This is a genomic window from Kineococcus aurantiacus (genome assembly GCF_013409345.1).
Taxonomy (GTDB): Bacteria; Actinomycetota; Actinomycetes; order Actinomycetales; family Kineococcaceae; genus Kineococcus; species Kineococcus aurantiacus.
Genome location: NZ_JACCBB010000002.1, coordinates 40,976 through 54,561, shown reverse-complemented (window position 1 = coordinate 54,561; position 13,586 = coordinate 40,976). Strand labels below are relative to the sequence as shown.

The 13,586-nt window shown below is 68.3% G+C and carries 9 protein-coding genes; 8 read left to right on the top strand and 1 reads right to left on the bottom strand.

What is annotated here, in order from left to right:
• Nucleotides 1-120: 120 nt before the first annotated feature.
• Complete coding sequence (locus BJ968_RS23225) at nucleotides 121-1,950, top strand: RICIN domain-containing protein (RefSeq protein WP_179757276.1); 1,830 nt, start codon at nucleotides 121-123, stop codon at nucleotides 1,948-1,950.
• A gap of 1,207 nt (nucleotides 1,951-3,157) precedes the next feature.
• Here BJ968_RS23225 and BJ968_RS23220 read toward each other — a convergent pair.
• A complete protein-coding gene (locus tag BJ968_RS23220) occupies nucleotides 3,158-4,147 on the bottom strand; it encodes a sugar-binding transcriptional regulator (RefSeq protein ID WP_179757275.1) in 990 nt (329 codons plus the stop codon).
• Between the two features lie 275 nt (nucleotides 4,148-4,422).
• Between BJ968_RS23220 and BJ968_RS23215 the strand changes: the two genes are divergently transcribed.
• From BJ968_RS23215 to BJ968_RS23185, 7 genes are all read left to right on the top strand, one after another.
• Entirely contained in the window at nucleotides 4,423-5,355 is a 933-nt protein-coding gene (locus BJ968_RS23215; RefSeq protein ID WP_179757273.1) for a class II fructose-bisphosphate aldolase, read from the top strand.
• On the top strand, nucleotides 5,352-7,502 hold the full coding sequence (locus BJ968_RS23210; protein WP_179757271.1) for an alpha-ketoacid dehydrogenase subunit alpha/beta: 2,151 nt from the start codon (nucleotides 5,352-5,354) through the stop codon (nucleotides 7,500-7,502). Before BJ968_RS23215 ends, BJ968_RS23210 begins: the two co-directional genes overlap by 4 nt.
• 35 nt (nucleotides 7,503-7,537) lie before the next feature.
• The gene (locus BJ968_RS23205) at nucleotides 7,538-7,795 is read left to right on the top strand and encodes a biotin/lipoyl-containing protein (RefSeq protein ID WP_179757269.1); all 258 of its coding nucleotides are present in this window, start codon (nucleotides 7,538-7,540) and stop codon (nucleotides 7,793-7,795) included.
• A 235-nt stretch (nucleotides 7,796-8,030) separates the two neighbouring features.
• A complete protein-coding gene (locus BJ968_RS23200; RefSeq protein ID WP_179757267.1) occupies nucleotides 8,031-9,596 on the top strand; it encodes an FGGY-family carbohydrate kinase in 1,566 nt (521 codons plus the stop codon).
• A 47-nt stretch (nucleotides 9,597-9,643) separates the two neighbouring features.
• On the top strand, nucleotides 9,644-11,011 hold the full coding sequence (locus tag BJ968_RS23195; RefSeq protein WP_179757265.1) for a sugar ABC transporter substrate-binding protein: 1,368 nt from the start codon (nucleotides 9,644-9,646) through the stop codon (nucleotides 11,009-11,011).
• The gene (locus BJ968_RS23190; RefSeq protein WP_179757263.1) at nucleotides 11,011-12,519 is read left to right on the top strand and encodes a sugar ABC transporter ATP-binding protein; all 1,509 of its coding nucleotides are present in this window, start codon (nucleotides 11,011-11,013) and stop codon (nucleotides 12,517-12,519) included. The genes BJ968_RS23195 and BJ968_RS23190 overlap by 1 nt, the downstream gene beginning before the upstream one ends.
• Nucleotides 12,520-12,548: 29 nt before the next feature.
• Entirely contained in the window at nucleotides 12,549-13,562 is a 1,014-nt protein-coding gene (locus tag BJ968_RS23185) for an ABC transporter permease subunit (RefSeq protein WP_179757261.1), read from the top strand.
• Nucleotides 13,563-13,586 lie beyond the last annotated feature (24 nt).

Here is a 13,586-nt window from a genome sequence, read left to right as displayed (position 1 = left end):
GGTCAACGCCGGCATGAGCGGTCCAAGGGCGCGCTAGCGTCCGAGCCGACGGCGACGGACCGCGTCTCGACAGCGTCCATGCACCAGCACGGACGTCTACACCACCTCGAAGGAGAGGCAATGCGAGCACGAAACACCGCCCGAGTGGTCGGAACAGTGGCTGCGGCCGCCGCCTTGATGGCCGGGACCAGCCTGTCGGCGCAGGCGTACGCCCCGACCCCTCAGACCATGTACCAGCTGCCGCAAGGGGCGAGCTGCTTGAAGGGAACCGGAAATTGCCTCGTCTACCCCAAGGCGGCCCAACTGCCCAGCGGTCGCTTGGTCGCCTCGTTCGAGAACTCACAGGTCCCGTCCTCCGGAACGGCCGTGGGACAGACGCTTCCCGTCTACAAGAGTGATGATGACGGCACCAGCTGGCAGTCGCTGGGCAGCATCCAGGCACCGGCGTACATGAGCTCCGACCCGTCGGTCGCCAAGTACACCAGCAACTGGACCAATCCCTACCTCTATGTCCTTCCGCAGGACGTCGGCCGGCTGACCAAGGGCACACTGTTGCTCGCCAGCGTGGTGTCGGGGGAAGACAAGTACTACACCGACCAGAAGGCTGGGAACCCGAGCTGGGTACCGAACAACGACGGTGACCGTCAGGACGTCGCCATCGCCCTGTACTCGAGCACCGACGGTGGTGCCACCTGGAGCTTCCAGAACATCGTGACCACCGGGGGCTGGCAGGGCGGAAGCGCTGGGGCCATCGGTCAGAACATCGCCAAGGCCAACACCTCGGCGCAGGTGGATCCTGTGTGGGAACCCTACCTCTTGGTGTACAACAACCAACTGGTCGCCTACTACTCTGACGAGAACGACTACACTGGCTACAACACCGCGACCGGCGCTGTCACCCTCGACACTGCCAACGGGACGGCTCGGGATTCATACGGCCAGATCCTGGCGCACCGCACCTGGGACGGCACCTCCAACCCGTGGAGCGCAGCTGTCGCGGACGTCGTGGGCAACACCGACGACATGGGGAGCGGCAAGACCCAGATCGGCGGGGGTCGGCCGGGCATGGCCAACGTCGTGCAAACTTCTGACGGCAAGTGGATGCTCACCTACGAGTACTTCGGCGGCGGTGACGGCGTCCATTACAAGGTCGCCAACGACCCGCTGTCCTTCTGGGCGACCGGTGGAGCCGGGGGCAGCAACATCAGCGCGCTGCCGGTCAGCGCGGGAAGCCGCTCCCTCAACGCTGGCGGGAACCCGGTTCTCATCCGACTGGGTGATGGACGTCTCGCCTACAACGCGGGAAGCAGTGGTGACATCTGGGTCAACGGCTCGGGCAGCAGCACGGGCACGTGGACGCAGATGCACACCACCTTCCCGGCCGGGTACAGCCGTAACCTCACCTACGACAGCAAGACCGGACGGGTCGTCATCCTGCACGCGGTGTGGGGGAGCGCTACCGCCGGAGGCGCAATCACCTACGGGGAAACCGACCTGGGCAACTCGGCCGGTACTTACTACCGGATCACCAACAAGGCCACCGGGCAGGTGATCGGTACCGGCGGAAACACCACCGACGCCGACCTCGGCAATGGCAACACCCCCGACGTGCGCCTCGAAGCCGCAGGGAGCGCGCAGAACACGGCTACCGCCCTCTGGCACGTCCAGGCGAAGAGAGACGGCTCCGTGGCCCTGCTCAACAAGGCCAGCGGACGGTCCGCTGCCGTGTGGACGGGCAACGCGACTCGCGGACAGCAGATCGGCTCCTGGGTGGATGACTCCGCAGCCGGGCCGTTCCGAATGGTGACCAAGTCGAACGGGCTCGTCTACTTCCAGTCCGTGCAGAATCCGGGACTGTACCTCACGGGTTCTGCGGCGGGAGCGGGGTTGACTCTGCAGCCGTCGGACAACGGAGCCGGCTACCAGGACTGGACGCTGACCGCGCAGTAGAGCGGTTGTGGCACGGGTTCAACCAGCCCGTGCCACAACGCAACTCGCGCCGCGCACCTCGGGACCAGCTACGACTGGCGGGCCGCGGACCGTAACGGGCTCCAGTGCAACCAGAGACGCATGTCCTCAGGCGCGACGGGTGGCAGGTACAGCGGTGCAACACTCCACTGTCCGCGAGCAGCCGATGTCGAACGCTGCGATCTTGAAGGCGTTCCAGGTCCGTACGCAGCGACATCGGTCCGTCAGAGCATCGCCGTATCGAGCGATGCCGTTCAGGAAGCGGCCCCGAGCGTCGACACGGTTCTTCCTCATTCCTCGGTCGTGGTGAGGACGGTAGATGGCAGGGCCATCCGGGAGGCACCGCCAGTCCTGTGCCGCACGCCTGCTGAGGCGTCCATCAACTACTGGCCTGTCCAGACCCAACGGGGAACCGCTGCGAACTCCACCTGAACAAGAAGGAACGGTAATGGGGGAAACCGGCCGCCGGTGGGTCGGTCGCGTCCTTCGCGTCGACCGGCGCCGCCGGCGCGTCGGGGGATACCGAGGAAGCGAGGTCGTGGCGTTGAGCCAACCAGGCCGCCGGCATGCGGACTCCCTGTCTGCCGCGGTGAGCAGCGCCGACGTCGTCAGGATCGATGAACCGCCCAGAGGCGGACCGCAAGTGTCATGCGCACAGCCCGCGGGGCACGTCCAGCCTCAGCCGATGGGCGAGGTGGCGAGGGGAACGCTCTTCACCCTCCGGTCGAGGGTGGAGGTGTGACCTTCCACGTCGGTTCCGCTCGCGCAGCGAGCATGTGCGCGGCTGCGGCGCGGATCGGCGGGTGATGGGATCGGGTCCGGTGCGTGACGGGACTGCGTGTCCGAGGGTGCACGTTCGCATCATCGACCTTCGACCACCTCTTGGTGAGGGCAGGAGGACGTGTCGGGACGTGGACGCGACGGCGGGGACACGAACGGCCACGTCCTTGCCGTTGACCCGGTTCACCTGACCCTCGACCATCCGGTTGGTGTCTCGGCGCCGCCACGTCGCCGTGAGTATGAGGGCAGGAGGGCATGGACGGCACCGGAAGCTGATGCCGTCCGTGGCCTGCCCGGCTCGGCGTTCCCGGGACCTTGCGCCTCGTGCCACCTGCCTACCAAAGGCCGCTGAGGACCAGCCGGCCCGGCGGATCGGTTCTTCAGGCTCGGCCGTGTGGTCGCGCTCAGATCAGGTGGGTGCGCCGTCACCGACTTCTAGCAGGGCCGTCGCTAGAGCTTGGTCGCAGATGAGAACATCTACCATCTTGCCTCGCATGGCGCTCCGCACAGCCTTGGCCTTCCCAATCCCGCTGGCGGCGACAGCGACGGTGGTCACCCCGCGCACCTCGGTCAGATCCAGGGAGATGAGTCGTCGGTGCAGACCAATGTCAGCCTGACGACCTTCGGCATCGAAGAATCGTCCCGCCAACTGCCCCACGACGTTGGCGCGTTCAGCTTCTTCGATCTCCGCGGTTGTGGCGTGAGCGCGTTCGATGAACAAGGCTGTGGTGCCCTCGGGAAAAGCGCCCACTCCGACCAGGCAGACGTCGGCCGAACGTGCCGCGTCAAGCGAGCGAGCTACCTGCGGTTCGCTCAAGAGCGCCTCAGCGTCGGCAGCGGTGGCGGCGAAGGCGGGAGCGTTGAAGTAGGTGTAGCGGCCTCCCAGCTTCATGGCGAGGTCGCGGACCAGGTTGTGACCCGAGCGGTTCGGTTCGTCGCTCCACTCCCCGCCCAGCTGCACGACATGGGTGTCGATGCGGTGCTCGAAGCGGGCTACGTCGACCACTGTGCGAACGGTGCTGCCCCAGAAGAGTCCAAGGGTCTGTCCGTCCAACAGCTTACTCCCCAGCCAGTCGGCTGCCGAGCGGGCCACGGCCAGCATGCCGGTCTCCTGGGACGGGGCGTCGAAGTACTCGCCGGACGTTGCCGCCACGATGAACTCGTCAACACCGTCCTGGCCGAACCGCGCCCGCAGGCGCTCTTCCAGCAGGAGGTCGCGCTGGATCGGGTGCACGATCTCAAAGCGGATGATGCCCTTCTCCCGTGCGGAGCGCAACAAGCGCGAGACGTTGGAACGGCTGGTGTTCAGACGTCGGGCGACTTCGGCCTGCCCCAGATCTTGGACGTAGTACCAGAACGCCGCTTGAGCAAGACGCTCTGGACTCACCGGCTGGGGCATGTGTTCCTCCTGACGTGCCGCCGAGGTACGTGGTGGGGATCCACGGTGCTTCCGGTCAGCGCTCTGTCCACGATAGCCACCGCCCGCTGGACTCTGCTCGCGCGTTCAACCTGCTGGAGTCACGCCAACGACGGGTGCTGCGCAGCCTTGTAGATGAGTGATGACTATCCGCAACGGGCGTGATGCAGAGGGCGACGGTTGCTAGTGGGTGCGTCAGGCCCTTGACGTGAGCGAGCACACGGGTCAACCTGAGTCAAGCGCACGAATGTGCGGACGTGCACATCGGTGAGGATGAGGCGAACAGCATGGCAGTCATGGGTCTTCCTGAGCTTCTTGCCGACGCGGCCAAGGGCCGCTATGCGGTCGGCTACTTCGAATCCTGGGACATCTACAGCCTCGAAGCGACGATCGCGGCCGCCGAGGCCGAGCGGTCCCCGGTGATCATCGGCATCGGTGGTCTGTCCGCCAACCACGAGTGGCTCTCTAGCGTGGGAGTGGAGTTGTACGGCGCCGCGTGCGCCGCCCTGGCCCGGCGTTCGTCGGTTCCCACCGGTATCCTCTTCAACGAGGCGGAGAACTTCACCGAGGCCGCCGCGGCCCTCGGCGCCGGGTACAACTCGGTCATGATGCACACCCAGGGCTGGTCCTGGGACCGGCTCATCGCCGACACCGCAGCGTTGACCGCGGCGGCCCACGGCTTGGGCATCACCGTGGAAGGCGAGGTCGGCGCCCTGGCCGAGATGAGCATCGACGGTCAGATCGACACCTCAATCGGGGCCATGACCGAGGTTTCCCAGGCCGTCGACTTCGTCAAGGAGACCGGCGTCGACTACCTCGCCGTCGCGGTCGGGAACGTCCACTTCGTGACCTCGGACTACGTGCCGACGATCCGGGTGGACCGCATCCACGAGATCGGTGAGTCCGTGGACGTCCCGTTGGTCCTGCACGGCGGTTCGGGGACGCCGGCGGACCAGATGCAGGCGGCCATCGCCGCGGGCATCACGAAGATCAACGTGGGGACCCGGTTGAAGCACGTCTTCGGGAACGCGCTGCGCGAGGCGGTCGGCCCCGACAGCGGCAACGACCCGAACCTGCTCTTCGGCTCCCGGCTACCCGAGGACGTCAACACCCGCGCCGGGCAGGCCCTGACGACGGAGATCCGCCGCCTCATGCAGGTGTTCGGATCCTCCGGGAAGGCGACCCGATGACGGAGAACTCCCTGGACACCATGCCGGAGATGACCCCCGAGCAGCAGTCCGCGGTCGAGGACCACCTGCAGACCCTGGTAGTCGTCGGCAGCGAGGACCACTCCGCAACCCTGACCCGGGTGGGCAAGGACGCCGCGCTGGCGATGTTGGAGCGGATGGTCGTCATCCGCCAGTTCGAGCAGATAGCCTACCTGCGCTTCCTGCAGGGCGAGATCCCGGGCACGCTGCACCAGTCCCAGGGGCAGGAAGCCGTCGCGGTGGGCGTCTGCACGACCCTGCGCGACAGCGACTGGATCACCTCCACGCACCGCCCGCACGGGCACGCGCTGGCCAAGGGCATGGAACCGTCCGCGGCCATGGCCGAGGTCTACGGCCGCGAACCCGGCTGCCTGGGTGGACGCGGGGGGTCGATGCACCTGGGTGACCCCGCCATCGGGATCCTGCCCTCCATCGCGATCGTCGGCGGGGGCATCACCATCGCCCCGGGGCTGGCGATGGCGCTGCAGCACCGCGGCGGTGACGACGTCGTCGCCTGCTTCTTCGGGGACGGGGCGGTCAACGAGGGCGCGTTCCACGAGGGCGTGAACTACGCCGCGGCGAAGAACCTGCCGGTGGTGTTCGTGTGCGAGAACAACATGTACGGCGCCTCCACGCCCTTTCACGAGACCACCCGCAACGTCGACATCGCCTCCCGGGGCGCCGCGTACGGCATCCCCAGTGAACAGGTCGACGGGATGAACGTCCTGGCGGTGCTCGAGGCCTCCGAACGCGCGGTGGCCCGAGCCCGGGCCGGCGAGGGTCCCACGCTGCTGGAGTTCCTCACCTACCGCTACGTCGGGCACAGCCGGGGCGACTCACGCGGCTACCGCACGAAGGAGGAGGAGAAGTTCTGGAAGGACCGCGACCCGATCGACCAGCTGAAGGACTCGCTGGTCGAGCGTGGCGTGGCCACCCAGGAGGAGACCGCCGCGGCCGTCGCGGCGGGCAAGGAAACCATCAAAGCGGCCTTGAAGTTCGCTCAGGAGGCCCCCAAGGCGGCTGCCCAGAGCGCGCTCGACCCGTTCGCCATCTTCGCCGCCCCGGGGCAGTCGCACGGGATCGCGCCGGTCCTGGCCGACGGCCCCGAGGAGCGCAAGCTCAGCATCGCTGACGCGTTGAAGGAGGGGATCAGCGAAGAGATGCGGGCCGATGCCTCCGTCGTCCTGCTGGGTGAGGACGTCGGCGTCCCCGGCGGCTTCGGGGGAGCCTTCGGCATCTACCTTGGCCTGGCCGAGGAGTTCGGCCGCGACCGGGTCGTCGACACCCCCATCAGCGAGAAGGCCATCATGGGGGTCTCGATCGGGGCAGCCATCGGCGGCATGCGCACCCTGCCGGACCTGCAGTACGCCGATTTCGTCTTCGAGGGCATGGATGAACTCGTCAACGAGGCCGCCAAGCTGCGCTACATGTCCGGGGCCCGGCTCAACATTCCGACCGTCTTGCGCTGTCCAGTCGGGGCCACCCAGCGCGGGGCGCAGCACGCGCAGAGCCCGGAGAGCTTCTTCATGCACGTGCCGGGCCTGAAGGTCTTGTGCATCTCCGACCCGTACACCGCCAAGGGCGGGATCAAGGCAGCGCTGCGCGACCCCGACCCGGTGCTGGTCTTCGAGCACAAGCTGCTCTACGGCTCCAAGAAGCGGCAGGAAGCGGGGTCGATCGACACCCGGGCGTTCGTGCCCGAGGGAGACTACGCCGTCGAGGTCGGCCAGGCCCGGTTGCGCCGGCCGGGCAGCGACGTCACGGTGCTGGCGACCTTCACGCAGCTCTACGCGGCGCTGAGCCTGGCGGAGGAGCTGGCGGAGGAGGGGATCAGCGTCGAGGTCATCGACCCCGTGTGGTTGTCCCCCTTCGACTGGGACTCGCTGCTGGAGAGCGTGACCCGGACCCGGCGGCTGGTCATCGCCCACGAAGCGCACCGCACCGGCGGCTGGGGCGCCGAGGTCGCGGCCCGCGTCAGCGAGGAGCTGCACGGGCACCTCGCCGCCCCGGTCCGCCGAGTGGCCAGCAAGGACGTCCCGATGCCCTTCGCACCGTGGCTGGAATCGGCGGTCCTGCCCAGCCGGGACGACCTGGCCCAGGCCGTCCGCTCGGTCCTCGCCGACCGCTGAACCCGATTCGTCGCACCGAGGAGAGGAACCGCATCATGGCCGAGGCGATCATCATGCCGGAGTTGGGACAGACCGTCAGCGGCGGCACCATCGCCGCCTGGCTGGTCGAGGAGGGCGCGTCGGTCGAGATGGGCGACCCGTTGCTGAGCGTCGAGACCGACAAGACCGAGCTCGAGGTCGAGAGCGTCGCCGAAGGGGTTCTGCTCAAACAGGTGTTCCCCGCCGGCAGCGAGGTCGAATCGGGTACCGTCATCGCCTACGTCGGCGAAGCCGGCGACGACGTCCCTTCCTGAGGAGGAATCGCCGGACGTGAGGGGGGCCCGGTGCCCTCTCGATGGTCCGGCGGGGCGGCCGCCGTCGTCACGTCACGTCCGCGCGTCACGGCGGCCAGCGCACCACCCGGCGGAGCTGCCGGGCCCACAGCCCGACGTCGCCGCCGCCCAGACCGGCCGGCGGCGCCCGGGCAACGCCAGGCACCCGACAGCTGTTCCACCCACGTGCCACCACGCACTCGATGAGGAGAGCCTCATGGCAGCCCCACACCTGCTCGGCATGGACTTCGGCACCGGCGGTGCCAAGGCCTGTGTCATCGACGACCAGGGCAAGGTGCTGAGCTACGCCTTCCGCGAATACGCGATCCAGCACCCCCACCCGGGTTGGTCCGAGCACGACCCGGAGACGTACTGGCGCGTCACCTGCGAACTCACCGAGCAGGTCCTGCGGGAGGCCTCCTGCCTGCCCCAGGACATCGCCGGGGTGGGCGTGTCCAGCGCCGTGCCCTCCATGGTCCTCGTCGACACACACGGCGACCCCGTGGCCCCGGCGCTGAACCTCATGGACCGCCGTGCCACCGCCGAGGTCGACATCATCCGCGATCTCATCGGCGAGCCCACGCTCGACGCGGTCACCGCCAACCGCATCGAGGACCACCCCAGCCTCGTGAATCTGTTCTGGTTCCAGCGCAACCGTCCCGACACCTATCGCCGAGTGCACAAGGCGCTGACGATCGAGGGGTTCATCGTCTCCCGCCTGACCAGGCAGTTCGTGGTGAACCGCAGTTCGGCGGTGTTCTACGGCGTCGCCTACGACATCCGGGGCGGTACCTTCCGCCACGACATCCTCAACAAGCTCGACATCGATCCCCAGTTCCTGCCGGACGTCCACGACCCCACGGACGTCGTCGGGTCCGTCACCGCGGCGGCGGCGGCCGCGACGGGGCTGCACCCGGGGACGGTCGTGGTCGCCGGTCAGGTCGACTGCAATGCCGGCTGGATCGCCGGCGGGGCCGTCGAACCCGGCGACATGCAGCTGAACCTAGGCACCAGCGGGGTGCTGGGAGTCGTGCACCGCAACGTCGACTACCTGTCCTCGCCCGACGGGTTGCGCATGGTCAACATCCCCTACACGACCTCGCCGCAGGACACCTACTCCGCGGTCGCCGTCACCACCACGGGGGGACAGGCCCTGCGCTTCCTGCGCGACACCTTCGCAGCCACCGAGGTCGACGTCGCGCGGCAGTTGCACGTCAGCTCCTACGACGTGATCACCCTCCAGGCCCGGGACATCCCGCCGGGCAGCGAGGGCCTCATCGTGCTGCCCTACCTGATGGGGGAGCGCTCCCCGATCTGGGACACCGCGGCCCGCGGTGTCGTGTTCGGGTTGTCGCTGCACCACGAGCGCGGGCACATCTTCCGGGCTTTCCTGGAGGGGGTCGCCTACGCCCTCTTGGACTCCCTCACCGTCCTGACCCGCAGCGGCCTGAGCATGAACCACCCGCTGATCTTCAACGAGGGCGGGGCCAAGAGCGAGGTCTGGCGGCGCATCATCACCGACGTGTTCGGCGTGCCGACGGCGCTGGTGAAGAACCGGACGGGCGCCCCCCTGGGGAACGCGATCCTGGCCGGGGTGGGCACCGGCGTCTTCCCCGACTTCTCCGTCGCCCGGCGGGGGGCCGTCTACATCGAGCACCTCGAACCCGACCCGCAGACGCACGCCCTCTACGCCGAGTACTTCCAGCTGTACAAGAAGGTCTACTCCCAGCTCTCGGGCAGCTTCCAGGATCTGCAGGCGCTGGTCCGCACCACGACGAACTAGCCCTCCCCGGCCCGCCGTCATCCGCCCACCGATATAGAGGAACTTCAATGACGAGTCTTCGCAAATCCGGTCAGGCCTCCTGCAGCGCGTCCGGTTCCGGCGGGGTGCCGCGCCGCTCCCTCCTGAAGGGGATGGGCCTGGGCGCCCTGAGCCTGCCCGCGGGGGTGGCGCTGGCCAGCTGCAGCGACCCGGCCGGCAGCGGCACCGCCGGAGGCGCACCCGCCGGGGACGCCAAGGTCGTCCTGGCCTCGGTGCCCACCACCACCAACGAGTACTTCACCCTGTGGCAGGCCGGTGGCTCCGAGGCGGCCGAGGCGCTGGGACTCACCTACCGCATGCAGAGCTACAACGGGTCCTCGGCCACCCAGATCGAGCAGCTGCGCTCGGCCAGCACCGCCGGCGTCGGCCAGGTCGTCACGTTCCCCATCAACAACGACGCCGTCCGCCAGATGGGGCAGAGTCTGTCCGGGCAGGACATCAAGCTGGTGACGGCCTTCGCCGCCACGGCGTGGATGGTGCCCGCCGAGACGATCTACGGCAACGATTACGTCACGCTCTTCACCCCCCGCGAGGTGCTGGGGCAGAAGGCGATGAGCGAGGCGGTCTTCGAGGCCATCGGGGGCTCCGGCAACGTCCTGTACCTGCAGGGCGCCCCCACGAACCGAACCAGCCTGCTGCGCGAGAGCGGATTCGACCAGGCCGTCGCCGCCTACCCAGGCATCAAGGTGCTCGACCGGCAGAACGGCAACGAGAACGGCCAGGACACCCGGCCGGTGGTCCAGGCGTGGATGTCGAAGTACGACAACATCGACGCCATCATATCGCACAACTCCTCCTCCGCGCTGGGTGCGGTGTCGGTGCTGGAGGAGGCCGGCAACACGCACATCAAGGTCGGCGGCACCGACGAGATCGCCGTCATGCTCGACAAGCTGATCTCGGGCCCGAATGTGGTGGCCTGCCAATCGATCTTCGGCATCTGGCTGGGCGGTTACGGCGTGGTCCGCAACTACGACGCCATGAACGGCGTGCCTCACGACCCGGTCGAGGAGATGATCTTCCAGGACTCCCTGGTGATCGACACGCCGGATGCTGCGAAGGAGTACAAGCGGATCACCAACCAAGGGTCGACCGGCTTCGACTGGAAGGCGATGTCGCGCCATTTGAACCCAGACGCCTGGGACTCGCAGGTCGCCATCGCGCCCATCGACCCGGTCCCGTTCTTCGAGCAGGATCTGAAGGCCCCCAAACCCGCGGACTACTCCTTCCCCGACGCCCTGCAGAAGTCTTTGGACGCTGGCAAGGTCCAGTCGATCGGGGCCGAGTACCAGCAGCACGTCAGGAAGAACCCCTACGCAGCGGCGATCAAGCTGACGAGCACGGGCAAGACCGTGTTCGGCATCAGCTACGACGCCTGATGCCGTCGGCCGAACCCCCGCTCCTGGAGGTCGAGGGGCTGGGAAAGTCGTTCAACGGGGTGCCCGCCCTCAGTGGTATCTCCTTCAGCCTCCAGGTGGGCCAGGTCCTCGGGTTGGCCGGTCACAACGGGGCGGGCAAGTCGACCCTGCTGAACCTGCTGTCGGGGGTCTTCGCCCCCGACACGGGCCAGATGCGGATCTGCGGCCGTTCCTACGCCCCCCGGGGTTACGGAGACGCCACCGCCACCGGGGTGTTCCGGATCTACCAGGAACTGTCGGTCATCGACAACCTCACCGTCGCCGAGAACATCACCCTCGGGTCGGAGCGGTACGTGCGCCGGGCAGGTTTCCTACTGCCCAGCGTGGCCCGCACGCGGGTGGCGGAGTTCTTGGCGTCCATCGCGCTGACCGACATCGAGCCGCGCCGCCGGGTCGGTGACCTCTCCATGGCCGAGAAGCAGCTCGTGGAGATCGCCAAGGCGTTGTACATGGCGCACCTGAGGGGTTTCGAGACGCCTGTCCTGTTGCTCGACGAGCCCACCAGCGGGCTGACCCAGTCCCAGGTCGACTTCCTGGAAAGCCGGGTCAACGCGATGCGGCACCGGATGGGCGTGATCCTCACGACCCACCGCGGCAGCGAACTGCTCGACTGGAGCGACCGGGTCCTCGTCCTGCGCGAGGGGGTCGACGTGGGCGAACCGGACCCGGCCACGACCACTCCGGAGGAGCTGGCCGAACTCATGGTCGGGGAGGCGCGCGTCAACACGTACACCCGCCTGACTGACCGCCCCGACGGCGAACCCGTCCTGGAGGTCCGCGACCTCGACCTGCCCTCCCTCAGCGAGGCCTTCGACGTCACCGTTCACGCCGGGGAGGTGGTGGCTTTGGTCGGGGAGTCGGAGGAGAAGTCCGACATCGTCCGCTGCATCGCCGGCCTGGACCACGCCGACGGGGGCACGATCTCGGTGGGGCAGCACCGGCTGCGCCACGACGTCCGCGCCCACCTGGCCGCCGGCATCCGCTTCGTCCCGGCCGACCGGGGCGGGGAGGGGCTGGCGCTCATGCACCCGGTCCGGACCAACCTCACCGCCGAGGCCATCGCCGTCGAGGGTCGCGGCGACCTGGCCCGCCGTCCCCGGGCGGAGGTGTCGTTCGCGCAGGAGCTGGTCGAGCGGTATAGCGTCAAGGTGGCCTCCCTGGAGCAGCAGGCCGGGTCCTTGTCGGGCGGTAACCAGCAGAAGCTGCTGGTCGCCCGCGTGCTGTCCGACCACGCCCGTGTCGTGGTCCTCGACAAGCCAACCCGGGGGATCGACGTGCACGCCAAGTCGGAGATCTACCGGCTCGTCGTGGAGGCGTCCGGTCGCGGGACCGCCGTCGTCATCGCCAGCGACGAACCCGAGGAACTGCTGCCAATCTGCGACCGCATGGTCGTGCTGCGCGATGGAGCCGTGCGGGCGGTCTTCGACTGCCGCAACGGCCAGAACCCCAACCTCAGCGAACTGGTGTGAACAGCTCCGAGCCCAGCGAGGGAGACACCGTGAGTACCCCCACCGCCCCCACCGTCCCACCGACGGCCACCCCCTCCACCCGACGCGGCAGGAGCGCCGACGCCCGGCGCAACCGGGACCGCGTGCAGATGGCCCTGCTGGTCGCCGCTCTGGTCATCCTGCCCATCATCTTCACGATCATGAACCCGCAGTACCTGTCCCCCCGCAACATCGACAGCATGCTGCGGCAGACCTCGGTGCTCCTGCTCGTCGTCGCCGCGGGCACGGCCCCGATCCTCATGGGCTGCATCGACCTGTCCGTGGGGGCGCTGCTGTCCGTGACGGCCGTATGCGCCGGGCTCTTCGCGCAGCACTTCGGCCAGTGGTCCGTCGCGCTCGCGCTGCCCCTGGGCCTGCTGCTCGGGGCCCTGAACGGGTTGATCGTCTCTTACCTGAGACTCCCGTCGTTCCTGGTGACGTTGGGTACGTCCTTCGCCCTCGGGGGCGTCGCGCTGCTGCTGTCGGGAGGGTTCCCCGTCACCCTGCCCAGCGGTCCGCTGGACGCCTCCTTCCGCCAGAGCGTGGGCGGCGTCATCCCGCTGCCCCTGATCTACGCGCTGATCCTGTGGGGGCTCGTCATCGTGGTGCTGCGCCGGACGGCGACCGGCCGCTTCATCTACGCCGTCGGGGGCAACGAGCGCTCGGCCAACGTCGTAGGGGTCAACATCCGGCGCGTCAAGAGCATCGGGTTCGCCGTCAGCGGCCTGTGCTGCGCCCTGGCCGGGATCCTCGTCCTCTTCTCCACCACGGCCGCCACCCCGGACATCGGCAACGGCTACCTCCTGCCGTCGATCGCGGCGATCGTCATGGGTGGCACCCCGTTGTCGGGGGGCCAAGGCGGTGCGGCCCGCGGTCTCATCGGGACCCTCATCCTCGTCGAACTCACCAACGGCATGCTCATCATCGGCCTGGCCCCCGCGGCTCAGCAGATCGTCCAGGGTTTCGTCGTCATCCTCGCCGTGCTCTTGACCTTCGACCGGCGCAGCGCGGCGGTCGTGAAGTAGCACCGCCCACCCGTCCGCAGGGTC

Coding starts and splice junctions, on each gene's coding strand:
- BJ968_RS23210 (WP_179757271.1), top strand. CDS start 5,352: ATGACGGAGAACTCCCTGGACACCATGCCGGAGATGACCCCCGAGCAG.
- BJ968_RS23225 (WP_179757276.1), top strand. CDS start 121: ATGCGAGCACGAAACACCGCCCGAGTGGTCGGAACAGTGGCTGCGGCC.
- BJ968_RS23205 (WP_179757269.1), top strand. CDS start 7,538: ATGGCCGAGGCGATCATCATGCCGGAGTTGGGACAGACCGTCAGCGGC.
- BJ968_RS23220 (WP_179757275.1), bottom strand. CDS start 4,147: ATGCCCCAGCCGGTGAGTCCAGAGCGTCTTGCTCAAGCGGCGTTCTGG.
- BJ968_RS23190 (WP_179757263.1), top strand. CDS start 11,011: ATGCCGTCGGCCGAACCCCCGCTCCTGGAGGTCGAGGGGCTGGGAAAG.
- BJ968_RS23200 (WP_179757267.1), top strand. CDS start 8,031: ATGGCAGCCCCACACCTGCTCGGCATGGACTTCGGCACCGGCGGTGCC.
- BJ968_RS23195 (WP_179757265.1), top strand. CDS start 9,644: ATGACGAGTCTTCGCAAATCCGGTCAGGCCTCCTGCAGCGCGTCCGGT.